Raw genomic sequence first — 22,276 nt, 5'->3', positions numbered from 1 at the left:
CGCGGGCACTCGTATCGTCACCTCCCGGCGCTCAGGCGTACTCCCCGCAAGGAACACCAGCCATGCCGCATCGTATGCCCTTCGTGGGCGGAAACTGGAAGATGAACACCGACCTGGCCTCGGCGGTGGAGCTCGCCGACGACGTGAACGCGGGCTGCGCCGAACTGATTCAGCACGTGGATGTGGCGCTCTTCCCCCCCTTTCCCTACCTGCTGCCTGTGGGCAAGGCGCTGGGCCACGGCGGGGTCATCCTGGGCGCCCAGGATGTCTACCACGAACCCGACGGCGCGTATACTGGCGAGGTGAGCGTGGACATGCTCACCGACCTGAGCGTCAACGTGGTGCTCACCGGCCACAGCGAGCGGCGGCACATTCTCGGCGAGGATGATGATCTGGTGAACCGCAAGACCCTCGCCGCGCTGGATGGCGCGTTGTGGGTGGTGCTGTGCATCGGCGAGACGCTGGAGCAGCGCGAGCGGGGCGAAACGGACGCCATCAACCTGCGTCAACTGCGGGCCGGGCTGGAAGGCGTGCCGCCCGAGCAGGCCACGCGGCAGGTCATCATCGCCTACGAGCCGGTCTGGGCCATCGGCACGGGCCGCACCGCCACGCCGGATGATGCCCAGGCCGCCCACCGAGTGATCCGCGGCGAACTGGCATCTCTCTGCGGCCACGAGGCGGCTGGGGCGATCCGCATCATCTACGGCGGGTCGGTGAAGCCATCCAACGCCGCCGCCCTGGCGGCCCAGCCGGACATCGACGGCTTCCTCGTGGGCGGGGCCTCGCTGAAGGCGGATGAGTTCATTGCGATTGTGAGGGCGGCGGCGGGACGATAGAACCGATCCTGAACCTTCCTTGTGCATTGGGGACGGGGAACGCGACGAGTAGGATGATACTCGGAGGACACGTCATGACGCGACCATCTTGGCCGATCCTTTGGACCCTGCTACTCGCCATCGCCAGCCATTCCGTGGCGCAGGACGCGGCTCAGCCCCCGGCGGAGCCGACCCCGCCCCCAACATCGTCTTCATCCTGATCGACGACCTCGGCTGGACCGACCTGGGTTGCCAGGGGTCGGGCTACTACGAGACGCCGAACATCGATCGCCTGGCCGCACAAGGCGTGCGGTTCCTCAACCACTATCACGCCCAGAATTGCACGCCCACGCGAGCCGCGATCATGACGGGCCAGTACCCGACGCGCACCGGCATCTACGGGGTGGGGACGCTGGCGCGGGGCGACGAAGCGCACCGCAAGATGGAGGTGCCGGAGAACGTGACGCGGCTGCCGCTGGACCGGCGCACCATCGCCGACGCCCTGAAGGCCGCCGGCTACGCCACGGGGATGTTCGGCAAGTGGCATCTCGGCTCAGGGCCGCGCTACCACCCCTCGCAGCGCGGCTTCGATGAGGCCATCGTCTCCATGGGGGAGCACGTGAACTTCACCACGATGCCGGAAGTGGACCACCCCGGCGACCAGTTCCTGGTGGACTTCCTCACCGAGCGGTCAGTGGACTTCATCGAGCGGCACAAGGACCGGCCGTTCTTCCTGTACCTGGCGCATTACAGCGTTCACGCGCCGCTCGAAGCGCCTCACGACCTGGCCGAGAAGTACCGGGGCAAGGAACCGATTGGCGGCCACTCCAATCCCGTCTATGCAGCGATGATCGAGTATGTCGATCACAGCGTCGGGCGAATCATGGCGAAACTGGATGAATTGCAACTTGCGGGAAACACGCTGGTCATTTTCACGAGCGACAATGGCGGTGTTGGGGGCTACGACGATCGGTTCGACAACTACACAGACAATGCCCCGCTTCGTAGCGGCAAGGGCACCTTCTACGAAGGCGGCCTTCGCGCCCCGCTGATCGTCCGCTGGCCGGGCGTGACGCCCGCAGGCGCGACCTGCGAGGCGGTCACGACGCACGTGGACTTCTTCCCAACCACGCTCGAAGCCGCCGGCGCTGCGGCACCGGAGACTCAGACACTCGACGGGCTGAGCATCGTGCCTTTGCTGCGCGATCCCGCCGGTCAACTGGAACGGGAAGCCATCTACGGCCACTTCCCCGGCTATCTGCAGGGGTTCGGCGAGGGCGTGTGGCGCACCACCCCCGTCGGCATGATCCGCGCGGGCGACTGGAAACTCATCGAGTTCCTCGAGGACGGGCGGCTGGAACTCTACAACCTGCGCGAGGACATCGGCGAGAGGAACGACCTCGCCTCGACGATGCCGGAGAAGGTGAGGGAACTCCATGCCATGCTGATCGCGTGGCGCGAGAGGACCGGGGCAGCGATGCCGAGGCCGAAGAACCCCGAGCGCGATTGATGACCTCAGTGCGGCGCTGACGATGTGGACGAGGCCCCGCCACGGAGCGCGACCCGCTTCGGATTGGCGAATCAGTCCTCCACGGTGTCCGGGATCGCCACGTCCATCAGCCAGCCGGGGTAGGCGGGCAGGACGCGCACGCGCACTTCCGTCTCTGCGCCGGCATCATCCATGACCGCTCGCAGTTGACACGGTCCCAAGTGAAAGCCACCCGCGTCGTCGGCGTTGAACGCGAGTTCCATGCCCGGAACCTGAACCCAATTGTTACTGTCCATGCTGAACTCGATGCGGACGGTCGCTCCATCCCAAGCATCCTCGGAAGCGACCGGAACTGCGTGAGCCATGAACGTGCCGGGCCCGCCGCGCCACTTGATGCTGATGCTCTCACCGTCGGCGCTGAGAATCTCATTGATGAAATGGGTTGAAACGACCGAATGCGGTGGTGACGCGCCGGTGTCCGGCAACGCTTCCTGCGGAAACCACCCCTGCCACGCCGGGGCGAGGCGGACTTTGACCGATGTGCCCCCGCCGGCGCCCGAGAGGGTGATCCGCAGTTTGCACGGGCAGATCTGAAAGCCCACGGCCTTGTCGGCAGTCACCGTGGTGTCGGTGGACAGGTCTACCCACGACGACCCCTCGATCTGCAGTTGCACCTTGACGGTCGCCCGTCGAACGTCCCGATGACGATGAACGTGCCGGGTCCGCCCGGCCAGTCGATTCCCGTCGTGCTGCCGTTGGCGGTGAGCTGCTCATTGATGAAGCGAGCCATGATGCCCCCATGATGAAAGGGTGACGAGGAAGCAGGAGAACGGACGACGCCCGGTCGCGTCAGCGAGCGGGGTGCCGGCGCCGACGCGTGAGGAACATCGCGGGTAGCAGAAGGGCGAGGCCACCAGCGCCGGGCACCTGACCCGCCAGGATCGGCTTGCCGGGGACAGTCTCGTAGGCCCACGCCAATGCGAGGAACGAGTATCGGTGATGCCCTTCACCGGCGCGGATCACCGCGATCCAGCCGTGGTTGCCGGACTGCGTCAGGACGCCCATGTAACGGACAACCCCGCGAGGGAAGTCGCTCTCCCATCCCTTGAAATCGCCTGAATGCTCAGCGCCATCTCGAAAGAAACTGGCGCTCACGTCGTCGTCGAGTTCGAGCGCTCTCGTGACCACGAGATCCGAGTACGATGCGATCCAGGCGGCCTCGGACGTCGCGTTGAACATGTCCCCGCCCCCCGCGAAATGCTGGCCGACGCTGTTGCCCGTGCGCGACTCCTGCTGGTCCGTCGAGGGCTTGGTGATGTTGAGCCAGTGCTCCCACGACGGCGGGTCGAATCGCTGCTGCCAGTGCCAGTTGAAGTGCCCCGGCTCGCCGGGGGCGGGATTGACGAAGTGGACGATACCGCCAGAAGCGTTCCAGACGAATGCCGCGCTGAACGCAATGGCGGCGATGAATGCTCGACATACGTGACGATTCATGCTGTCGTCTCCTTCCTGTTCACGTTCCCGACAGGGGGAACGTGATGGCATGCGCAACACTCACCACGACGGAGCCGGGGACCATTCCCCGATTCTGCGCAGCGGGCGCCGTCGGGTGGCGGACAAGATGCCGCACCGAGCGAGCCACCGGCGACGCGATGGAATATGCAACCGGGTGATGGATGCGCCGCTGCTCGAACTGCGAACCAACCTGAAGTGCGAAATCGTCGATGCTTTCGTACAGACCCGACACGCCATTGACGCGATCATGCGTCTGGAACGCGTATCCCGCACGCGCGAAGTCCTTCAGGCGTCTCGGCCAGCACTCGGGGCCACAGGGTTCTTCCTCGAAGTCTGAAATCCGGAACAGCGCCGTGCAGTCACCACGCTCGAATCTCGCCTTGAAGTCCGGATCATGGTGGAGGATGAACTCCTTCGCGTTGGCATACGCATCGAAGGGGCCGACCCGGTCGAGGTCCGGCAGGTGCGGTGGGAAGCGCATCCCCGGAATGGCTTCGTACACGAACTCCATGCCGTTCCGGCGACCCCAGGTGAATAGCGCCAGAGAGAGGGACTCGTCATGCACGCCGGAGTTGTCGAGGAAGAAACGCGTCACCCCGACCAAGTCGCGGTAGGGGAAGAAAATGCGCTCGAGAATGGCGACATCCTCGGCGTCCTGAACATCCGGCTGCCAGGGACCGCCCGGTTCGCCGGGCGTGCCTGACATGTCAACCTTGCCCGGATCCTTGATCCAGGCGCCGATGTACAGCGACACTTCATGCTCGGGGTCGCTCCGGACCCAGGCGCCGATCCGATCGATCAACGCATCGCGCTGATAGTCGTACATGGGTTCCCATTGACCGCTGGGGATGAGCCCCTGAAGGGGCGTGCGTCCGGCAGGCATGCGCAGGCACAGACGCTTGGCGCCGGTGGCTGTGCGCAGCCCGATGTGCTCGTCGAGGAATTCGCCGACCTGCGACTCAAGGTGCCAGTCATAGCGGTTGATCCACGACCGTCCCGGCTGATACACCTCAGCGGCGGCGTTCTGGAGTTGCCTGCCGTTCACGCCGGCCACACGAACTTCCATCACCGGCCGCGTGTCCTTCCGAAAGAACGGGTTGATGAAGGTCTCGTCGTGAACCACCAGTTCCACGTGGTCGATCGAGACGCTCCCGCTCAGTGAGCCGGACTTGAGCCGCGCCCGGATGGCCACGCCGAAGTCCGGGTTCTCCAGCCGGTCGCGCCACCAGAAGTTCCAGTTGTTGCGGCCACGGGGGTACACCGTGTCCGAGCCGGTCAGGTCGATCGGACCCGCGCCGGCGGCCCGCAGCAGGTTCAGCCCGCCCAGCGTCAGCCCGCCCGAGCCGTCCGACTCGCAGCCGAGAATCTCGAAGAGTTCGCTGTTCGCGCCCTAGGCCTCGATGTTCACCTCGATCTTCGTGAACCGGATGTTCCGGGGCAGCGCGGAGAGGTCCGCCCCCGTGCAGACCAGGTACTCGGTGACGACCGCGGCGCTGAAGCTGCTCAGCAACGCCGCGGCGTAGGCGTTATCGCTCTCCTGCCCGTTGCCGGGGTTCGACCACGACGCCTCACCCACATCGGAGGCGATGCTCTGAAAGGTGTCGAACTGGAACGCCGCAATCGGCACGACGGCCTCCCCTGCCCCCCCACGCGACCACCCCAACTGACTGACCCCCGCTCACCAACATCACCCCCCGCCATCACCCCTGAACGGGGCGGCGGATCACCACCACCCAAGCATACCACAGGCGCGCCCCCCCCATGTCAAGGGAATCTTCACATTTCATCCAGTCGCGGGCGGGGCGGGGGACACCTGACGATCGGCTTGGTGATCCGAGACACAGGCGGGACGCCTGGGGCACTGGTGTTCCAGGGGTCTCGCGGAATCCACTACGGCAGGGTGTGCATACCCCATACACTTCCGCCCCCAGCCCCTGCCCCCCAACCCCCATGCCCCTGCTCACACTGGTCAACGTCTCCCACGCCTACGGCTCCAGCATCGTGCTGGATGGAGCCACGCTGTCCATCGAGCCGGGGGAGAAGGTGGGCATGGTCGGGCGCAACGGGTGCGGCAAGACCACGCTGATGAAGGTCATCCTGGGGCAGATCAAGCCCGATTCCGGGCAGGTGCAGCTCCAGCGCGGGGCGCGGGCGGGGTATCTGAGCCAGGATCCCAGTTTTGACCCGCAGGACACCCTGCGCGACGCGGCGGAAGGCGCCTTCGCCGAGCTCCACCGGCTCCACGTGGAATTGCATCAGGTCTACCACGACATGGCCGAGGCGCAGGGGGATGACCTGAAGCGCCTGATGCGCCGCCAGGCGGAACTGGATGCGGCGATCGAAGCCGCAGGCGGCTACGCCATCGACCACAAGATTGATGCCACGCTGCACGGGCTGGGCTTCACGGACGACCAGTTCACGCTGAAGGTCGCCAACCTCTCGGGGGGACAGAAAGGTCGGCTGGGGCTGGCGCGGCTGCTGCTGGAGGAGCCGGACCTGCTGCTGCTCGATGAGCCGACGAATCACCTGGACATCGCGGGGCGCGAGTGGCTGGAGAACTTCCTCGCCAACGAGTATCACGGCGCGGTGCTGATGGTGTCGCACGACCGCTGGATGCTCGACCGCGTGGTGGACCGCATCATCGAGATCGAAGTCGGCTCGGTGCGCGAGTACCCCGGCAACTACGAGAAGTACATCGAACTGCGGCGCGAGCGGCAGTTGACGCACTCGCGCGTCTATGAGAAGCAGCAGGACAAGATCCGTCAGGAGGAGGCGTTCATCCGCCGCTACAAGGCGGGGCAGCGGGCGCGGCAGGCCAAGGGGCGCGAGACGCGGCTGGACCGCTACAAGCGCGATGAACTCATCGACCGTCCCATCGAGCTGGATGTGATGAACCTGCGGCTGCCCAAGGTGGAGCGCTCGGGCGACCTGGTGGTGGTGGCCGAGGGGCTCACCAAGCGGTACGACGACAAGGTGCTGTTTGAGAATCTTGATCTCGTGATCGAGCGCGGCGAGCGCATCGGCATCATCGGGCCCAACGGCGCGGGCAAGACCACGCTGGTGCGCACCATGCTGGGCGAGATCGAGCCGAGCGCGGGCGCCGTCCGCATCGGCAGCCGCCTCAACGTGGGGTACTACCGGCAGCTCCACGATCACCTGGAGCCGACGATGCTGGTGTGGGAGTACATCCGCTCGCGCATCGTGGGGCCGGACGGCGTCTCCCGCGCCAGTGAGCAGCAGGCCCGCGACATGGCCGGAGCGTTCCTGTTCTCCGGCGGCGATCAGGAAAAGGCGCTGGGCGATCTTTCCGGCGGCGAGCGCAGCCGCTGCGTGCTGGCGGGGCTGATCGGCAGCGCGCACAACCTGCTGGTGCTGGATGAGCCGACCAACCATCTCGACATCCCGTCCTCGGAGCGGCTGGAGCAGGCGCTCTCGCGCGACAGCGGCTACGAGGGCACGGTGATTCTCATCACCCACGACCGCGCCCTGCTCGACAGCAGCTGCGAGCGGCTGATCATTCTCGACGGTCACGGCGGCGCGACGGTCTTCGACGGCACGTATTCCGAGTGGGTGGAGAAGCGCGACGCGGCGGCCAGGGCGGAGCGCGACCGGGCCGAGAAGGCCGCGCGAAAGTCCGCCTCACGGTCAAGCCCCGCCCCAGCCGCCGCCTCGACCGCCAGGCGGCCCGGCAAGTCCGATGATCCGGAATCGTGGTCAATGGAGCAACTCGAGTCGCGCATCGAGGAGCTGGAGAACCGCATCAGGGCGATTGACGCGCAACTGCTCGATCCGGACGTCTACACGGATGGCCGAAAGTGCCGCGCCCTGCAATCGCAGCGGGATGAGCTGGCCTCGCAGCTTGAGCCGCTGGAGTTTGAGTGGTCGCGCCGCGCCGCGGAGTGACGATTTCGCCATCGCGATGGTGGCACGCCAGGCGCCCGACATGACAACCGGCGCCTCGCGGCGCCGGCTGACGTCTTGCAGACGAAATGAGCGAGAATCACACCGAGGTGGTCAGGATCACCACGCCGGCCTGATTGACCACTTCCCAGGTGACGGCGGCCAGAGCGCCGACGCCGAACCGTTCGGGCTCGATGCCCGGCACGCGGACGCCGGCCACGAAACCGTCGCTGGAGAAGGTGGCGACGGTGAAGGTTTCGCCATCATCGGAGCGCCTGGCCCGCAGCGTATACGTGCCCCCCTCGGGCAAGCCAAGCCCGAGCACGAAGGCCTGCCTGGCCTGACCATTGACCCAGATGGCGCCCGAGCCCTGGAAGGTCGGCGAAACCGAGACCATCGCCTTGGGGGCCGCGTTGGGGTTGCTGATGAACGACTCAAAATCCGGACCGATGAGGACCTTGAGTTGATCCACCGTGTCCTTGTTGAGGGCTGCCTGCGCCAGTTGCTTGTAGTCACGGTTGAGGTCAAGGAAGAGCAACAGCGCCACCACCAGGCAGGCCGCCATGGCGAACGATGCCGCTCGCCATCGGGTGGTTGATCGAGCAAACGCCCGGTCGGCCTCGGAACCCGCTCCCCCGGCGCGGCGTCCGATCGACGCGATCGGCGCCAGCCGCATGGCCTCTTCCTCGATGGCCATGGCGACTCGGGCCAACACCCGCTCACGAAGCGAAGGGTCTGGGTTATCGGACGAAAGGAACGATTCGTCGCTCACCACAGTGGCCTGAAGAGCCAGAATCTCGTCCTGAACCGCCGCCGGTGCGTGGTGGAAGGAGCGGGAATAGTGCTCCGCCTCGAACTGATCGAGCAGTCCAAGCGCATCCAAGGCCGCCAGTCGAAGCAGCTCCTCACGGTTCAGAATGTGGTTGGTGTCAGTCATGGAGTTCCCCGGTCAATCTCATCGTGTCGTCATCAAAGCGGTCTACTGGTCCATTCCCCCAAGCCATCCCGGTTCCAACTCGACGAACCTATCCGGTCTGCCCATCGGCCTCCGTGGTCTCCCGCAGCCGGGCGAGCCCTCGGCTGAGAGCCGATTTGATCGTGCCCAGCGGCGCCCCCATTTGTTCGCTGATCTCCCGGAGCGTGTATCCTTGAAAATACGCCTTTTCGATCACTTCCCGTTGAAGTTTGGGCAATTCCTCGATCCTCCGGCGAAGTTCCGCGTTCCGGTCGTCGGTCGCCCGCACCTGATCCGGCGGTGGTTGAACGGCGGTCGGTGACTGCCACTCCTGCTCCAGCGAGCCGGGCGTCGGTCGGACGGCCCGACGCCTGAGACGATCGATCAGGTGACGCCTGGCGATGAGCATCACCCACGTCACCAGCCGCGCCCGGCGCGGATCAAACCGGTCGGCTGACTGCCAGAGCCGGACAAACACCTCCTGAACCGCATCCTCGGCCTCCGCGACCGAGGGAAGCACCTGCCTCGCCGCCTTGAACACGAGGGAGCCGAACCGGTCATACAGGGCCTCAATGGCCCGCTCGTCGCCTTCCGCGACGCGCTGCATGAGGGTCCAGTCCCCCTGCTCAACGGCGTCGGGGTTCCTCGAATCATCTATTCGGAAGGGCCGGGGCATCGGTTGCCGCTCCACCGGGCTGTTTTCCACACAGACGGGCGAACAACCCAGCTTGACAGGATGTTGGTAGTATAGCGGATGGCGGACAAGAATGGATTTTTTCCGCCACGGACCCCTTGACTCTGGTATGATGCCAAGGTCTGAGAGCCGCCTGACGACCGGAACTGGCGCCGTGGATACGCATCCAAGGCAACGGAACCCGGGGAATCAGGTTTCAAGCAACCCTTCCCTGCCTTCTCGTGGTAGGATCAAGGGATGTGGGGGAAGTCGGGGTGGGCCGGGGTTGGTCGCAGGTGCATATCGCAGGAACGGGGTGTGGGTCGATGTCGGGACGTGAGCCGAAGAGCATGACCCGGGTGGAGCATGGCGCATTGCGCTCCGGGTGTCGTCGCGCCTTCAGTCTCATCGAACTCGTTGTCGTCATTTCGGTTACGCTCATCATGACGGCCATTCTCATGCCCGCCCTTCAGGGGCTGCGTGAGCACACCGAGCGCGTCATCAGCGCCTCGAACATGCGACAGTTGGGCATGGGCATGATGATGTACTCCACCGACCGCGACCGGCGCCTGCCGTACAGCGCGTTCGTGCATCTGCCCGAGCCGGGCCTCATGCAGGAGATGATGGCCGTCCACATCGGCCACGGAAACGTCGATCGCTTCATGCTGGGCCCCTACTCGCTGCAGATCGACGATTCAGGGTTTGACGGGCTGGGGCTGCTGTACGCCTACAAGTACGTGGACGTGCCGAACATCTTCTACTGCCCCGCACACCGGGGCGATCACCACTTCGAGCGATACCGCAACGAGTGGGAGACGCTCGACGACATCATCTACGGCAACTACCACTATCGCGGCGACGTCGATCCCTTCGACCGCATGCGAGCGATGAACTTTGATCGTGACGCCTATCGCGTCTTCGTGGTGGACGGCATGCGCACCCGGCGCGATTTCAACCACCGCAACGGCTTCAACTCGCTCATGGGCGACGGATCGGTCTTCTGGCGGTTTGACGACCGGCAGGTGCTCTACCGCATGCTCCCCATTTCTCCCATGGACGGTGAGTCAGGCCAGGCCGTCTACAAGCGGGTCTGGGAGATCATCGACGACTGATCGTCCGACCGAGTCGATCTTCCTGACCACTCCATGCCCTCGTCGGTCTCTCTCATCACGGGCGTCGCCGGTTTCATCGGCTCGCACTTGGCTGCCGCTTTGCTGCGGCGTGGCGAGCGTGTGGTCGGCGTGGACAACTTCGATCCGTTCTATCCACGCGACCTGAAGGAGCGCCGGCTCCGCGAGATCGCCCGCGACGGGTTCCACTTCGTCGAAGCCGACATCCGCGACCGGGACGCCATGTTCCACCTCATGGCGACGCATCGACCCCGGCGCCTTTATCACCTCGCCGCGCTGGCGGGCGTGCGGCCGTCCATCGAACAGCCACACCGCTACGCCGACGTCAACGTCAACGGCCTGGTGTCCGTGCTGGATGCGGCTCGCACCGCGGGTTGCGGCGCCATCGTGTTCGCTTCCAGTTCCAGCGTGTACGGGAATAACCCCAAGACGCCCTTCGCCGAGGATGATCCGGTCGATCACCCCATCAGCCCCTACGCCGCCACCAAGAAGGCGGGCGAACTGCTCATGCACACCTACGCGCACCTGTTCAACCTGCGCGCGGCGTGCCTGCGCTTCTTCACGGTCTACGGACCGGGGCAGCGGCCTGACCTGGCCATCGCCACCTTCATGCGGCGGATGCGGAAGGGCCAGCCCATCACCCTCTTCGGCGACGGATCCACCAGCCGCGACTACACCTTCATCGACGACATCATCGAAGGTGTGCTCCGAGCCGCCGATCGCATCGAGCAGCCGGACTGCGGCAACTACCGCATCTGGAATCTCGGCGGCTCCGCGCCGATCACGCTGGCGCACCTGGTCGCGGCCATCGAACGCGTCAGCGGACTCCGCGCCGTCATCGAGCGGAAGCCGCCTCAGCCCGGCGACGTGGAGCGCACCTTCGCCGACCTTTCACGCAGCCGATCGGAACTGGGCTTCGAGCCGCGCACCCCGCTGGCGGAAGGGCTGGTCCGTCAGTGGGCGTGGTTGCTCGACTCCGAGTGATGTTCAGCGCTTGATGATGGTCACCGCCTGGGCCCGGTGTCTCCCGACGCCGGGATCGATGATGTCGTAGTCGATCGCCTTCACCGCGGGCCCCAGCAACACGCGGTCAATGTGCCACAGGGGGCGCTCACGCGGGTAGGTCGCCCCCCATCCGTGCCCCGCCTCGTCGAAGGCCTCGCGCAGCGTCGGAAAGAGCCGCCTGATCGCTCCCCCGCCTCGCGGGGTGTTCAGGTCGCCCACGATCAGATCCGGCGCCGGCTCACCAGCGCGCTCCAGTGCGGCGTGCAACCGCTGCGCCACGCCCATCCTCGACACGTGCGGCTCGGAAGGCAGGTCCGCCAGGCAGACCACCAGGGGTCGCCCCAGCCAATCCTCGGCCTCGATTTCCACGATGACCGCGTACATTCGTTCCTGCTGGATCACCGGACGAATGCGCGTGACCGCGCGGCGGGTTTCGATGGCGAAGAGCCCCGTGGAGACGAGCGTCACGCCTGGCGGTCTGGTGAGGGCGGTGAACCGGCGCCAGGGAATGCCCGACGGCGAGGCGAGGATGACCACGTCGCCCGTCAGTCGCCGCGCCGCCTCGGCGTGGGCGTCCGCCTCTTCTTCCACAGGCGAGGAGAGATTCCAGAACGCCACCCGCAGGCCGCCTTCCGGCGAGGCGTCGGATCGCTGGAACCGATGCTCGATGAACAGCAGGTAGCCCGTCAGAACGATGAAGACGCACGCCCAGAGCGCCATTCGACGCTTCCGCCTCGCCCGCGATGGGCCCGGTCGGCATGCCAGCACCAGACCTGTCATCGACGCCGCCAGGGCCGCCGGCGTGGGGACGAACCACAACCACTGACTCCAGCCGAAACGGTCGTTCAGAACACGACCCGCCAGCCAGGCGAGCAATCCGGCCCAGAGCACCGCCGCCAGCAGATGCGCGGCGCCCGACGCGAACATACGCCACGCGCGTCGGCGCGGGCGGACATCCGTGCGCAACGGGCGTGCGTTCATCATGGGCCAAGGGTAGGGCGGGCGAGCCGTCATTCCCGCCGACTCCCATCAGACATGGTGCGCCGGGAGCACGGCGATCCACTCACGGGTCGTCATGCTGCATGCAACACGGCCCGGGGTCACCTCTCGTCACTCCGACAGTTCCGCGTGGGTATGCGGCATGTAGAAGTGAACCCGCATATCGCTGCCGTACGCGTGAGTCTCCGGCCCATTGAACCCCTCGATCGCCAGCGGCACCTCCCGCTTCATGCCGGGGGCTCGGAGAACGAGAAACCCCTTGTCCGCCATGATCGGGCGAAGCGAGGACAGCCGCGCCAGCAGGCGCTCGCGATCGCGATCATCCTCGATCATCCGGTAGGGCGGATCGACGAAGACCACGTGAACGGGCCTGGGCGCGCGGGCCAGCACCAGCGGCGAGAAGGCGTCGCCCTGCACCGCCTCGGCGCGGTCGGCGCACTGAAGCGCGGCGATGTTCTGCTCCAGAACGCGGAAACTCTGGCGGCTCTGCTCGACCATGAGAACGCGCCTGGCGCCGCGGCTGACCGCCTCCAGCCCCATCGTGCCCACGCCGGCGAAGAGGTCGAGCACGTTGGCGTCGTCGAACCAGCCGCGCAGGATGTTGAAGATCGACTCCTTGACGCGCGAGGCCATGGGCCGCGTGGTCTGGTCGCCGATGGGGCCGGCAATGACGCGGGATCGGAACTCGCCGCCGAGGATGCGGAGCATGGGTGAGGGTAGGTGGTTCCGTCGCGGACATCGACGCCCCCTCGTCAGGAGCGCTCAGCGTCCGACGACCAGCCGCGTGGTCACACGGTTTTCCTCGCGGATAGTCCCCGCCGCGAAGTCCGTCACGTTGCCAATGGTCGTCTCGGCGATCGCCTTCACCGCCTCGTGCGTGAAAAACCCCTGGTGAGCGGTGATGACCACGTTGGGAAAGGTCAGAAGGCGGGTGAACACGTCGTCCTGGATCACCTGGTCGGAAAGATCCTTGAAGAAGAGGTCCGCCTCCTCCTCGTAGACATCCAGCCCGACGGACCCCACGTGCCCCCGCTTGAGCGCGGCGATGAGCGCCCGCGTATCAATGACCGCGCCGCGACTGGTGTTGATGAGCATCACGCCGCGCTTCATGCGGGCGAGCGTGCGCTCGTTGATGAGGTGGCGCGTGCCCGGCGTGAGCGGACACTGGAGCGTGATGATGTCCGACTCTGACAGCAGCTGATCCAACGGGACATATCGCACGCCCAGCCGTTCGCACGCCGGGTTCGGAGCCGGGTCGCTGGCGAGCATGCGGCAGCCGAACCCGGTGAGGATGCGGCACACCGCCTCTCCGATCTTGCCCGTGCCGACCACTCCCGCGGTGCGGCCGTGCATGTCGAAGCCCATCAGTCCGTCCAGCGAGAAGTTCTGCTCGCGCACGCGGGCGTAGGCGCGGTGGAACTTGCGGTTGAGCGTGAGCATCAGCCCCACCGCGTGCTCGGCGACCGCGTAGGGGCTGTAGGCCGGCACGCGCAGGACGGTCAGCCCCAACCTTTCCGCCTCCTCGATGTCCACATGATTGAATCCCGCGGAGCGCAGCGCCAGAAGCCGCACGCCCCCCGCATGCAATGCCCGCAGCACGGGGGCCGAGGCGTCGTCATTGGCGAAGATGGCCGCCGCCTCATGGCCCGACGCCAGCGGCGACGTGGATGCCTCCAGCCGGTGCTCGAGCAGCGTGAGGGCGTGCCCGGCCCCCGGCAAGGCGTTGGCTGCCTCGAGGTAGGGTCGCTCGTAGCGTTTGACGGAATAGATGGCGATGCGGGTCATGGGTGGGTTCGGCGTCACGAGGCGACGCCGGGTGCAACGCTGATCGACCGGACGAACGATATGATGCTAGACTATGGCCCGTGACCGATCGCATGTCGCGTCGGTACGCCTGTCCGCTCTCCGATCCGCCAGGATAACGGGAGACATCCATCATGCGGAGCGTTCCAACCCTCATTCGTCTGCCGCTGGTGCTCGGGACATCGGCGCTCGCGTCGCAGTCTCTCGCGCAGCAGCCGCCTGCCGCATCAGAGTCGGCCAGACCGCTCCCCGTCCTCGCCGAGCCGTTCAAGGTCGAGGCCTCCGGCGCTCCGATCGCCGTGGACGTGGGCCACGCCGCCCCCTTCGTCATCGACTTCAACAAGGACGGCAAGAAGGATCTCGTCGTCGGCCAGTTCGCCAGCGGCAAGGCCCGCGTGTACCTGAACGTGGGGACGGATGACCAGCCCGCCTTCAGCGACTTCACATGGCTGCAGGCGGGCGGGGTGGATGCCCACGTACCCCCCAGCTGATGCATCGGGTTCGATCCACAGTTTGTGGATCTCAACGGCGACGGACACGTGGACGTGATCTCGGGCCGCTATTCCCCCGGCGTGGTCACCTTCTTCGCCGGCTCGACGAGCGGCTTCAAGAAGGGCGCGCCGATCGAGGAAATCGGCGTCGATCACAACGAGATGCGCACGTGGATGGCCTGCGCCAACTTCGCCGACCTGGATGGCGACGGCGACCTGGACATGGTGGTGGGCAACGTTTCGGGCGACGTCTTCTACAACCTCAACACCGGCGACGCGAAGAAGCCCAAGTTCGGGCTGCGCAGGCCGCTCATGCTCTCGACCGGCAAGCCGGTGAAGGTGAATCACAAGTCCGACCCCCTGCCGGTGGACTGGGACGGCGACGGCGTGCTCGACCTGGTCGTGGGCGACGAGTGGGCCGGCGTCACGTTCTTCCGCGGCACGGGCCAGCGCGATGGCGATGGCCTGCCCACCTTCGAGCCGGGCGTGCCCATCGTGCCGGGCAAGGAGAAGAACCTTGTCCCCGGCTTCCGCGTTCGCGTGGAAACCGCCGACTGGAACAACGACGGCAAGCTCGACCTGCTGGTGGGCAACTGCGAGCAGGTGGGCGACAAGCTGATCGGCAACGTCTACGTCTTTCTGCGGAAGTGACCGCTGGAACAGGGACAACAGGAAAGAGGCCTGCCTCATAGATTGCGCTGCAGACGGGCACGCCCGCGCCGCCAAAATCACTGGGTGGCGTAGGCGCCCCGTCTGCGGCGGTGCGGGCGCATCGCCCGCGACCAATGGATCGGACGTCCCACCCGATCCGATGATCCCCCCTCATCGCGCGCATCACGCCGCGCGCCGGCGCAGGTCGCGCAGCCGCCGAATCTCCTTGATGACCACGCGCTTCGCCCGTCCCGCGACGCGGGCGATGGCGCGGTAGAGGTCGTCGTCCGTCTCCTCCAGCAGCATGGACCGTCCGTCAAGCAGGTCCACGCGCACCTTGCAGCGCTTGTTGATGCCGCCCTTGGGCCCGTTCACGTCCATCACGCGCACCATCACGCCCTGCACACGATCCATCACGCGCGACAGCGCGCCGCGCAACGACTGCTCGGCGTGAACCTGGATGGCGTCGGTCAGGCGAACGTTCGTTCCTTGAATCAGCAGTTGCATGGAGTACCTCCGGCCGCACAGCGCGGTGCGGCCATCCTTGGGGTGGGTGAACATTCAGAACGCGATCCGCCACAGGTAGGGCGAGGGTACGAAACCCGCCGACTCCGGACGGTGGACCTGCGACAGGCGCAACCCCAGCGCGGGCGAAGGGACGGAAGCGCCAAACCGCCGCAGGTTCGACATGACGGGCTCCCGAGGCCCTTGAGCCCCGGACCGGGCGGAGTCGGGATCACGCTGACTCTCGATGACGCGGCGTTCGGCTTCCATGACACGTCCTCGCAACCTCCGTGGTGGTACGAGGAGGAGTATCAAGGGACGTGCCAAGTCCAACCGGAATCGATCGACTCGCAAAAATCGTGCAAATCATTGAAAAACAAAGACCTGCAATATCTTTACCGACCGACCCGCCTGCCTGATCCATCATCCAGAAGTGGAACATCATGTTTCAGAATGGTTCATCTAGACACAAATCGGCGATCGGCCTGCCGTCCCATTGGCTCAAGCCGACGGCCCGATCTGGATGCCGTGCTCTTCCATCTTCCGGCGCAACGTGGCCCGGCTGACGCCCAGACGCCTCGCCGCCGGAGCGATCCGCCCCCGCGACTCGCGCAGTGCAGCCAGCAGCACCTCGCGCTCCACCTGCGCCACGGCGTGCTCCATCACCCGCCCCTCCAGATCGCCGCGGCCGATCAGCGAGCGCGACCATTCGCCGAGCGCGTCGTCGATGCCGCCCGGCGTCGCCGGCGCGTGTGCGGCGATCATCGCCTCGTTCGCGGGTGACACCGATGGCGTCGCACTGTCTCCGCGCCACGAGCGGATGTGTTCGGGCAGAAACTCCGGCAGCATCACCGAGCCGCGGGCCATCACCAGCGCCGCCTTGATGGTGTTCTCCAGTTCGCGCACGTTGCCGGGCCAGGGATATCGCAGCAGCATGGGCAGCACTTCGGGCGAGAAGGACTGGATGCCCGCGCCGAAGTCCGCCGCGTAGCGCGTCACGAAGTAATGCGCCAGCAGCACCGCGTCCACCTCGCGCTCGCGCAGTGGAGGCACGTGGATGGTCGCCACCTTGAGCCGGTAGTACAGATCCTGTCGGAAGCGGCGCTCGGCGATGAGTTTCTCCAGCGGCTGATGCGTCGCGGCGATGATGCGCACGTCGGTGCGGATGGTCGCGCTGCCCCCCAGCCGCTGGAACGCCTGCTCCTGCAGCACGCGCAGCAGTTTGGCCTGCGTGGGCAGGGGGATGTCGCCCACCTCGTCGAGGAAGATCGTGCCGCCGTCGCACTGCTCGAACTTGCCGATGCGCCGCGCGTCGGCGCCCGTGAACGCGCCCCGCTCGTGGCCGAAGAGTTCGCTCTCGAGCAGCGTTTCGGGGATCGCCGCGCAGTTCACCGCCAGAAACGCCCGCGTGCGCCGCGGGCTGTGCTGCAGGATGGCGCGGGCCACCAGTTCCTTGCCCGTGCCGCTCTCGCCGGTGATGAGCACGTTGATGTCGCGCGGCGCGATCAGCCCGATGAGTTTGTACACCTGCTTCATCGCGGGCGACTGGCCCACGATCTCGTCCACGCGCCGGCTGGGACGGGCTTCCGGCTCCTGGGCCACCACCGGCATCTGGATGCCGCGGCTGACGCGCAGCGCCTCGCGCAGTTGCCGCGCCAGCGACTCGGGGGTGGCGGGCGTGACGATGCAGTCGATGGCCCCGTGCTTGATGGCCTCGATGACCTGCCCGCTGTCCGCCGCGGGGCCGAAAATGATCGCCCCCGCCGAGGGCCATCTCACGCGCGCCGCGGCGAAGGCCCGGTCGCGCACCACGACCAGGTCGGGGTCGAGAGCGTCGCCCTCGGGCGCCTCGACTGACGCGAGTTCAACTAGTTCCGCTTCGAGCGCGGCACAGGCCGCCGCCAGGTCGCGCGCCAGCCGTCGATCGCCTCCCACCAGGGCCACGGTGTGCTTCATCGGCGGATTCTACGGCTGAGGCAGCGTGGATCGTCAGATCGATGGCCGATCCGCCCACTGACGGCGCCGCCGCCGGGCGGGGGCCGCGCCGAAGAGCATGAGGCCCAAGGCCGCCGCGGACCATGGCGCGGGGATCACCACGCCCTCGATCCGCATGGCGTAGTCGCTGGGGGGGGGGGGCCGTAATTGCTCAATGGAAGCCACCCCGGGAACTGGTACAACGGGTAGTGCTTTCCCCACGTCTCATTCCCGTTGACCACACCATTTCCAGCCGTCAGCCACCACGACTTGCTGATGTTGGTGTTTTGCGTCCATCCGCCGGGTGAGAACCAGAAGGTGCCCTGTTCCGAATCCGCGGGGTCGAGGATCAGGTCCACATTATCGAATCGCACCTCGAACAAGTGCGTGCCCGCCCGGCCCGCCCAATCGCCCAGATCGATGACGCTCGTTGGCCCCGTCTGGAAGTGGAACCACGGGTACTCGGGCGCAAAGTCGAAGAAACTATGGTCGGTCGTGGACCGGTGAACTGCGAAGGACCAGTTGTAGGGCACCTCAGGCCACGTGGCGATCATCCAGAAGGTGACCGAGGTGATGCGCGTGCGGCGGGAAGGGATGTAGTCGTCGCCTGCCTGGAAACCTGCGACTGGATGCCAGAAGGAAAGCACTTGGTTGTTCGTGTCGTGGCGCTGCTCCAGGAGCACATCCGCGCCGGTTGAGACTCCGTACAAGACCCCAATGAACAGAATCATGGTACGAAGAATGGTGATCCACATGTCCACAATCCTTCCACAGCGATCATTCTCACCGTTTGACGGCTTGGACGACGTCAGTACCCCTCGCTCCGCCGCCGGGCCGATCGCGTGCCCCAGAGCATGAAGCCCAGGGCCGCCACGGACCATGGCGCGGGGATCACCACCCCCTCGATCCGCATGGCGTAGTCGCTGGGAGGATCGCCGTAGAAACTGATTGGTAACCACCCAGGATACTGGAAAATCGGATATTGCTTTCCCCACGTCTCGTTGCCGTTGATGACACCATTTCCTGCTGTCATCCACCACGACTTCGTGATGTTCGTATTCTGCGTCCACCCGCCGGGGGAGAACCAGAAGGTGCCCTGCACGGAGTCCGCAGGGTCGAGGAGCAGATTCACATCATCGAATCGCACCTCGAAGAGGTGCGTACCCGCGCGCCCCGCCCAGTCACCCAGGTCGGTGACGCTCGATGGCCCCGTCTGGAAGTGGAACCACGGGTACACGGGCGCAAAGCCAAGCGGATGCTCGCCTTCATTTGACCGATGGACGGCGAAGGACCAGTTGTGCGGCACGTTGGGCCATGTGGCGATCATCCAGAACGTGACCGAAGTGACTCGTGTCGGGCGTGCTGGTGTGTAGTCATCGCCTGTCTGGAACCCTGCCACAGGGTGCCAGAACGACAAGATGTCATTCAGTCCGTCATGGGGCTGGTTCAACAACACATCTGCTGAACCGATTGGGGCGCAGGCCATGCTGGTGGCAGCACCTGTGACGCAAAGACATGTGCGGATCCACATTTCCACAATCCTTCAATCCTTCCACAGAGCCCGTTCGACGCGCTTGACCGATTGGAGGACTTCAGTAATCTACAGCGGCTCAGGGATGTCGTCAATCCTCTTTTTCTCGGGAGAGCATCATGTTCATCAATGGAACCATTGCGTGCGTCGCCTCACTCCTCGCCCCCGTCATCGGCTACGGATTCAATCCACCGACGGCCTCCGGCACCCAGTTGATCTCCATGGGACCGCCCAACAAGCCAGTCAACGAAACCGCCGTGGCCTCGGCCCGAGCACGTCGAACATAATATTCTACTGCCTGTAGGATGAACGATCTATGCTGCTTGTCATTGACACATCGATTCGTCGATTTCTGCGACACGATCACCATCACCATGACGCCCAACGAGGCCAGCGCGGTGGTGGTGTACATGGGCACGCTGACGCTGGAGCATCAGGATCCCGAGGGCATCTACTCGATGGGATCGTGGTGGGATCCCGAACTCTGGCAGTCCAACGAGGCGATCCTGGAGATTCGCGTCCATCAATGACGCCCACGCCCGCGCCTGACTCCCCCCACCACCACCACCCCGATGGCCTCTTGATCCAGACGCGATCCGGCAGCACCCGCCCCCGGCTTGACGAGCCGGGGGCGTTTTGCGTTGATTGACCGGTCGCATCACACCGGCCCCAGCAGTGCCGCGTACCCGCCGTCTCGGTACTCGGCCGGGTCGGCGCCGGGCAGGCCCTGGGGCAGGGTGAACCGCTCATTTGCGCGTTTCAGTGGGTGCCACTGCTCGATCCACGCGGCCTGCCGCTCGTTTTCCGCCGGCTCCAGCGAGCAGGTGGCGTAGAGAATCGAGCCGCCCGGCGCACGCAGACGCAGCCCGTCGGCGATGATCCCCCGCTGCAGCGAGACGAGTTCCGCCAGTCGCTCGGCGTTGAAGCGGTACCGTGCCTCCAGCCGTCTCGGCAGCACGCCCGTGTTGCTGCACGGCACATCCAGCACGACGAGATCGCATTGCCCGGCGAAGCGCAGCAGGTCTCCCGGCGCAAGAACGGCCACTCGGTCGCTCCCCCGGAAGGTGGACCGCAGCGCGTCCAATCGGGCGGGGTCGGCGTCGCTGCACACGATGCGCGCCTCCGGGTGCAGCCGCGCCAGTTGCCGCGTCTTGGTGCCCAGCCCGGCGCACAGGTCCACGATGAGCGCGGGTCGCAGGCCGCCAGTCAGGGTGACGGGGATGGCGCTGGCCGGATCCTGCACCGACAGGTTCGGGTGGGCTTCGAGGAGCCGCGACAGACCGCCGTGCGGCCCGGTGTAGATCAGACAGCCCGGCTCACGATGGGGCCGTGTGCCAGGCGGCGTCTCGGAGGCGGCGGACGGGTCGCCATCGCGGCGCAGCAGCAGAGGCGGCTGCGTGACATCGTGCCACGCCAGGCGCGTGGCCTGGTCCACGCCGAACATGTTGATCCACTCGTGCAGCAGCGGTTCAGGGTGGCTTGTCCGCTGCGCCAGACGGCGGACCGGCTCACGGGCGAAGACCGGCTCGTGGAGCTGGGCCAGGCGACCATCCGACAGCGGAAACGTCGATCGCTGCGCCGACTCGTCCACCTCGCCGATGGCGGCGCCTGCGGCGGGGGTTTCGTGGCCGGCGCGTAACCGGACGACCGCCCGAAGAACGGCGTTGACGAGCCCGGCGGCCCGCGCCTGGCCGTGCCGGCGCGTCCATTCGACGGCGTGGTTGACCACGGCGTGGTCGGGCAGCCGGTCCATCGTGAGCAACTGGGCCGCCCCGGTGAGCAGAATCGCCTGCAAATCCGGTTCGAGTTCCTCCCACGGGCGTGAAAGGCGGGACTGAACAACGGCCACCAGCGTCAGCCAGTGTCGGGTGACGGCATGATCAATGGCCCGCGCCAGCGCCTGCTCACGGTCATCCAGGCCCCCCACATCCATCGGTTCAAGCGGAAGGTCGGGGAAGCACCGACAGCGGTCAGCCAGGCGCTGAGCCACGGCGTCCCGGGCCTGTCGCGGCGGTATCCGAGGATTGGCCGGGGAAGGTCGAGTCATGAACCGGGACTGTAGGTCGGACATCAATCCCACCGCCAGACCTCGCCACCTCGTTCACATGCGGGAAGACCTCTCACCTGTCTGGACGAATCGAACCCATCATGCTACATTCCGAGTGTTCCAGGGGTGTTGTCCGCGACGTTCGCCTGGCGTGTCCCGAACGAAGGCGGCGCTGCCTGGATCGGCGCAGAGTGGCCGGGCGGCGTCCGCCTTTTTTTCGTCCGGATTGCCCCCCGGCGCCGGATCTGTCGGCCGAACCACCACCACATGACCGAACGGCTCTCGCACCTCGATGATCGCGGCCGGCTCACCATGGTGGACGTGGGGGGCAAGCCGGTCCAGCACCGCACGGCGGTGGCGGAGGGCTTCCTCGTCGCTCAACCAGGCACGCTCGACCGCCTCTTTTCGGGCGACCTGCCCAAGGGCGAGCCGTTGGCCGCCGCGCGGGTCGCGGGCATCCAGGCGGCCAAGCGCTGCGATGAACTGATCCCGCTCTGCCATACGCTGCCGCTTGACGCGGTGTCGGTGGACTTCGAGCGAGCCGCGCCGGACCGGGTGCGGATCATCGCCCGCGCCACGATCACCGCGCGGACGGGTGTGGAGATGGAGGCGCTCACCGCCGTCGCGGTCGCCGCCCTCACCCTGTACGACATGACCAAGGCGGTGGACAAGGGCATGTCGATCGAGGGTGTGCGGCTGGTGGCGAAGACCAAGTCGCCGCCTGAGTGAACAGTCCGCGACGGCGACGGCTGGTCGGTTCATCCGAGTATGATGCCCGCGGAGTGCGATGATCA

General features: G+C 66.2%; 24 protein-coding genes. 9 read left to right on the top strand and 15 right to left on the bottom strand.

Annotated elements, in window-relative coordinates; genetic code table 11:
- Positions 1–62 precede the first annotated feature (62 nt).
- Positions 63–836 (top strand): triose-phosphate isomerase, encoded by a 774-nt coding sequence (locus HRU76_09195; protein QOJ17745.1) that lies wholly within the window; start codon positions 63–65, stop codon positions 834–836.
- Positions 837–921: 85 nt separating this feature from the next.
- Positions 922–2,325 carry a sulfatase gene (locus tag HRU76_09190; GenBank protein ID QOJ19154.1) on the top strand — a complete coding sequence of 468 codons (1,404 nt, stop codon included), beginning with the start codon at positions 922–924 and terminating at the stop codon, positions 2,323–2,325.
- Positions 2,326–2,396: 71 nt separating this feature from the next.
- Here HRU76_09190 and HRU76_09185 read toward each other — a convergent pair whose 3' ends face one another.
- The 4 genes from HRU76_09185 to HRU76_09170 form a co-directional block, all read right to left on the bottom strand.
- Positions 2,397–2,978, bottom strand: a complete 582-nt coding sequence (locus tag HRU76_09185) for a hypothetical protein (protein QOJ17744.1) — start codon at positions 2,976–2,978, stop codon at positions 2,397–2,399.
- Positions 2,979–3,153: 175 nt separating this feature from the next.
- Complete coding sequence (locus tag HRU76_09180; protein ID QOJ17743.1) at positions 3,154–3,798, bottom strand: hypothetical protein; 645 nt, start codon at positions 3,796–3,798, stop codon at positions 3,154–3,156.
- A gap of 19 nt (positions 3,799–3,817) precedes the next feature.
- Positions 3,818–5,080, bottom strand: a complete 1,263-nt coding sequence (locus HRU76_09175; protein ID QOJ17742.1) for a hypothetical protein — start codon at positions 5,078–5,080, stop codon at positions 3,818–3,820.
- A gap of 129 nt (positions 5,081–5,209) precedes the next feature.
- Positions 5,210–5,446 carry a hypothetical protein gene (locus tag HRU76_09170; GenBank protein ID QOJ17741.1) on the bottom strand — a complete coding sequence of 79 codons (237 nt, stop codon included), beginning with the start codon at positions 5,444–5,446 and terminating at the stop codon, positions 5,210–5,212.
- 323 nt (positions 5,447–5,769) lie between these two features.
- Here HRU76_09170 and HRU76_09165 point away from each other — a divergent pair, with 323 nt between their 5' ends.
- On the top strand, positions 5,770–7,722 hold the full coding sequence (locus HRU76_09165; GenBank protein ID QOJ17740.1) for an ABC-F family ATP-binding cassette domain-containing protein: 1,953 nt from the start codon (positions 5,770–5,772) through the stop codon (positions 7,720–7,722).
- Between the two features lie 97 nt (positions 7,723–7,819).
- Here the strand turns inward: HRU76_09165 and HRU76_09160 are convergent, their stop codons facing one another.
- Entirely contained in the window at positions 7,820–8,656 is an 837-nt protein-coding gene (locus tag HRU76_09160) for a hypothetical protein (protein ID QOJ17739.1), read from the bottom strand.
- 88 nt (positions 8,657–8,744) lie between these two features.
- The gene (locus HRU76_09155) at positions 8,745–9,350 is read right to left on the bottom strand and encodes a sigma-70 family RNA polymerase sigma factor (protein QOJ17738.1); all 606 of its coding nucleotides are present in this window, start codon (positions 9,348–9,350) and stop codon (positions 8,745–8,747) included.
- Between the two features lie 323 nt (positions 9,351–9,673).
- Between HRU76_09155 and HRU76_09150 the strand changes: the two genes are divergently transcribed.
- Entirely contained in the window at positions 9,674–10,459 is a 786-nt protein-coding gene (locus HRU76_09150) for a type II secretion system protein (GenBank protein QOJ17737.1), read from the top strand.
- Positions 10,460–10,492: 33 nt separating this feature from the next.
- Positions 10,493–11,461: an SDR family NAD(P)-dependent oxidoreductase gene (locus HRU76_09145; protein QOJ17736.1), complete on the top strand. Its 969-nt coding sequence runs from the start codon at positions 10,493–10,495 to the stop codon at positions 11,459–11,461.
- Positions 11,462–11,464: 3 nt separating this feature from the next.
- Here the strand turns inward: HRU76_09145 and HRU76_09140 are convergent, their stop codons facing one another.
- The 3 genes from HRU76_09140 to HRU76_09130 all read right to left on the bottom strand — a co-directional run bounded on the left by HRU76_09140 (position 11,465) and on the right by HRU76_09130 (position 14,266).
- Positions 11,465–12,466 (bottom strand): hypothetical protein, encoded by a 1,002-nt coding sequence (locus HRU76_09140; GenBank protein QOJ17735.1) that lies wholly within the window; start codon positions 12,464–12,466, stop codon positions 11,465–11,467.
- A gap of 126 nt (positions 12,467–12,592) precedes the next feature.
- Positions 12,593–13,189 carry a 16S rRNA (guanine(966)-N(2))-methyltransferase RsmD gene (gene rsmD, locus HRU76_09135; GenBank protein ID QOJ17734.1) on the bottom strand — a complete coding sequence of 199 codons (597 nt, stop codon included), beginning with the start codon at positions 13,187–13,189 and terminating at the stop codon, positions 12,593–12,595.
- Positions 13,190–13,243: 54 nt separating this feature from the next.
- A complete protein-coding gene (locus HRU76_09130) occupies positions 13,244–14,266 on the bottom strand; it encodes a 2-hydroxyacid dehydrogenase (GenBank protein QOJ17733.1) in 1,023 nt (340 codons plus the stop codon).
- Between the two features lie 152 nt (positions 14,267–14,418).
- Here HRU76_09130 and HRU76_09125 point away from each other — a divergent pair, with 152 nt between their 5' ends.
- Both HRU76_09125 and HRU76_09120 read left to right on the top strand, forming a co-directional pair.
- Positions 14,419–14,775, top strand: coding sequence for a hypothetical protein (locus HRU76_09125; GenBank protein ID QOJ17732.1), 357 nt, complete (start codon positions 14,419–14,421; stop codon positions 14,773–14,775).
- Between the two features lie 24 nt (positions 14,776–14,799).
- Positions 14,800–15,426: a VCBS repeat-containing protein gene (locus tag HRU76_09120; protein QOJ17731.1), complete on the top strand. Its 627-nt coding sequence runs from the start codon at positions 14,800–14,802 to the stop codon at positions 15,424–15,426.
- A gap of 183 nt (positions 15,427–15,609) precedes the next feature.
- Here the strand turns inward: HRU76_09120 and HRU76_09115 are convergent, their stop codons facing one another.
- The 5 genes from HRU76_09115 to HRU76_09095 form a co-directional block, all read right to left on the bottom strand.
- Positions 15,610–15,933, bottom strand: a complete 324-nt coding sequence (locus HRU76_09115) for an HPF/RaiA family ribosome-associated protein (protein ID QOJ17730.1) — start codon at positions 15,931–15,933, stop codon at positions 15,610–15,612.
- 54 nt (positions 15,934–15,987) lie between these two features.
- Positions 15,988–16,200 carry a hypothetical protein gene (locus HRU76_09110; protein QOJ17729.1) on the bottom strand — a complete coding sequence of 71 codons (213 nt, stop codon included), beginning with the start codon at positions 16,198–16,200 and terminating at the stop codon, positions 15,988–15,990.
- A gap of 231 nt (positions 16,201–16,431) precedes the next feature.
- Complete coding sequence (locus HRU76_09105) at positions 16,432–17,886, bottom strand: sigma-54-dependent Fis family transcriptional regulator (protein ID QOJ17728.1); 1,455 nt, start codon at positions 17,884–17,886, stop codon at positions 16,432–16,434.
- A gap of 134 nt (positions 17,887–18,020) precedes the next feature.
- Positions 18,021–18,659, bottom strand: a complete 639-nt coding sequence (locus HRU76_09100) for a hypothetical protein (GenBank protein QOJ17727.1) — start codon at positions 18,657–18,659, stop codon at positions 18,021–18,023.
- A gap of 53 nt (positions 18,660–18,712) precedes the next feature.
- Positions 18,713–19,231 (bottom strand): hypothetical protein, encoded by a 519-nt coding sequence (locus HRU76_09095; protein QOJ17726.1) that lies wholly within the window; start codon positions 19,229–19,231, stop codon positions 18,713–18,715.
- 527 nt (positions 19,232–19,758) lie between these two features.
- Between HRU76_09095 and HRU76_09090 the strand changes: the two genes are divergently transcribed.
- Entirely contained in the window at positions 19,759–19,965 is a 207-nt protein-coding gene (locus tag HRU76_09090; GenBank protein QOJ17725.1) for a hypothetical protein, read from the top strand.
- 128 nt (positions 19,966–20,093) lie between these two features.
- On the opposite strand, the gene HRU76_09085 is transcribed toward HRU76_09090, so the two are convergent.
- A complete protein-coding gene (locus tag HRU76_09085) occupies positions 20,094–21,482 on the bottom strand; it encodes a hypothetical protein (protein ID QOJ17724.1) in 1,389 nt (462 codons plus the stop codon).
- 267 nt (positions 21,483–21,749) lie between these two features.
- Between HRU76_09085 and moaC the strand changes: the two genes are divergently transcribed.
- Complete coding sequence (gene moaC, locus HRU76_09080; protein ID QOJ17723.1) at positions 21,750–22,211, top strand: cyclic pyranopterin monophosphate synthase MoaC; 462 nt, start codon at positions 21,750–21,752, stop codon at positions 22,209–22,211.
- Positions 22,212–22,276: the final 65 nt, after the last annotated feature.

This window comes from Phycisphaeraceae bacterium (assembly GCA_015709595.1).
Classification (GTDB): Bacteria; Planctomycetota; Phycisphaerae; order Phycisphaerales; family SM1A02; genus CAADGA01.
Note: the sequence above shows the minus strand (reverse complement) of the source record. Positions and strands in the feature narration are given on the sequence as shown.

What these genes read in the sequence shown, in the direction of transcription:
- HRU76_09155 (QOJ17738.1), bottom strand. Translation starts at nt 9,350, where the DNA reads ATGCCCCGGCCCTTCCGAATAGATGATTCGAGGAACCCCGACGCCGTT.
- HRU76_09095 (QOJ17726.1), bottom strand. Translation starts at nt 19,231, where the DNA reads ATGATCGCCACATGGCCCAACGTGCCGCACAACTGGTCCTTCGCCGTC.
- HRU76_09115 (QOJ17730.1), bottom strand. Translation starts at nt 15,933, where the DNA reads ATGCAACTGCTGATTCAAGGAACGAACGTTCGCCTGACCGACGCCATC.
- HRU76_09150 (QOJ17737.1), top strand. Translation starts at nt 9,674, where the DNA reads ATGTCGGGACGTGAGCCGAAGAGCATGACCCGGGTGGAGCATGGCGCA.
- rsmD (QOJ17734.1), bottom strand. Translation starts at nt 13,189, where the DNA reads ATGCTCCGCATCCTCGGCGGCGAGTTCCGATCCCGCGTCATTGCCGGC.
- HRU76_09180 (QOJ17743.1), bottom strand. Translation starts at nt 3,798, where the DNA reads ATGAATCGTCACGTATGTCGAGCATTCATCGCCGCCATTGCGTTCAGC.
- HRU76_09130 (QOJ17733.1), bottom strand. Translation starts at nt 14,266, where the DNA reads ATGACCCGCATCGCCATCTATTCCGTCAAACGCTACGAGCGACCCTAC.
- moaC (QOJ17723.1), top strand. Translation starts at nt 21,750, where the DNA reads ATGACCGAACGGCTCTCGCACCTCGATGATCGCGGCCGGCTCACCATG.
- HRU76_09125 (QOJ17732.1), top strand. Translation starts at nt 14,419, where the DNA reads ATGCGGAGCGTTCCAACCCTCATTCGTCTGCCGCTGGTGCTCGGGACA.
- HRU76_09100 (QOJ17727.1), bottom strand. Translation starts at nt 18,659, where the DNA reads ATGTGGATCACCATTCTTCGTACCATGATTCTGTTCATTGGGGTCTTG.
- HRU76_09195 (QOJ17745.1), top strand. Translation starts at nt 63, where the DNA reads ATGCCGCATCGTATGCCCTTCGTGGGCGGAAACTGGAAGATGAACACC.
- HRU76_09105 (QOJ17728.1), bottom strand. Translation starts at nt 17,886, where the DNA reads ATGAAGCACACCGTGGCCCTGGTGGGAGGCGATCGACGGCTGGCGCGC.
- HRU76_09145 (QOJ17736.1), top strand. Translation starts at nt 10,493, where the DNA reads ATGCCCTCGTCGGTCTCTCTCATCACGGGCGTCGCCGGTTTCATCGGC.
- HRU76_09110 (QOJ17729.1), bottom strand. Translation starts at nt 16,200, where the DNA reads ATGGAAGCCGAACGCCGCGTCATCGAGAGTCAGCGTGATCCCGACTCC.
- HRU76_09160 (QOJ17739.1), bottom strand. Translation starts at nt 8,656, where the DNA reads ATGACTGACACCAACCACATTCTGAACCGTGAGGAGCTGCTTCGACTG.
- HRU76_09165 (QOJ17740.1), top strand. Translation starts at nt 5,770, where the DNA reads ATGCCCCTGCTCACACTGGTCAACGTCTCCCACGCCTACGGCTCCAGC.
- HRU76_09140 (QOJ17735.1), bottom strand. Translation starts at nt 12,466, where the DNA reads ATGATGAACGCACGCCCGTTGCGCACGGATGTCCGCCCGCGCCGACGC.
- HRU76_09085 (QOJ17724.1), bottom strand. Translation starts at nt 21,482, where the DNA reads ATGACTCGACCTTCCCCGGCCAATCCTCGGATACCGCCGCGACAGGCC.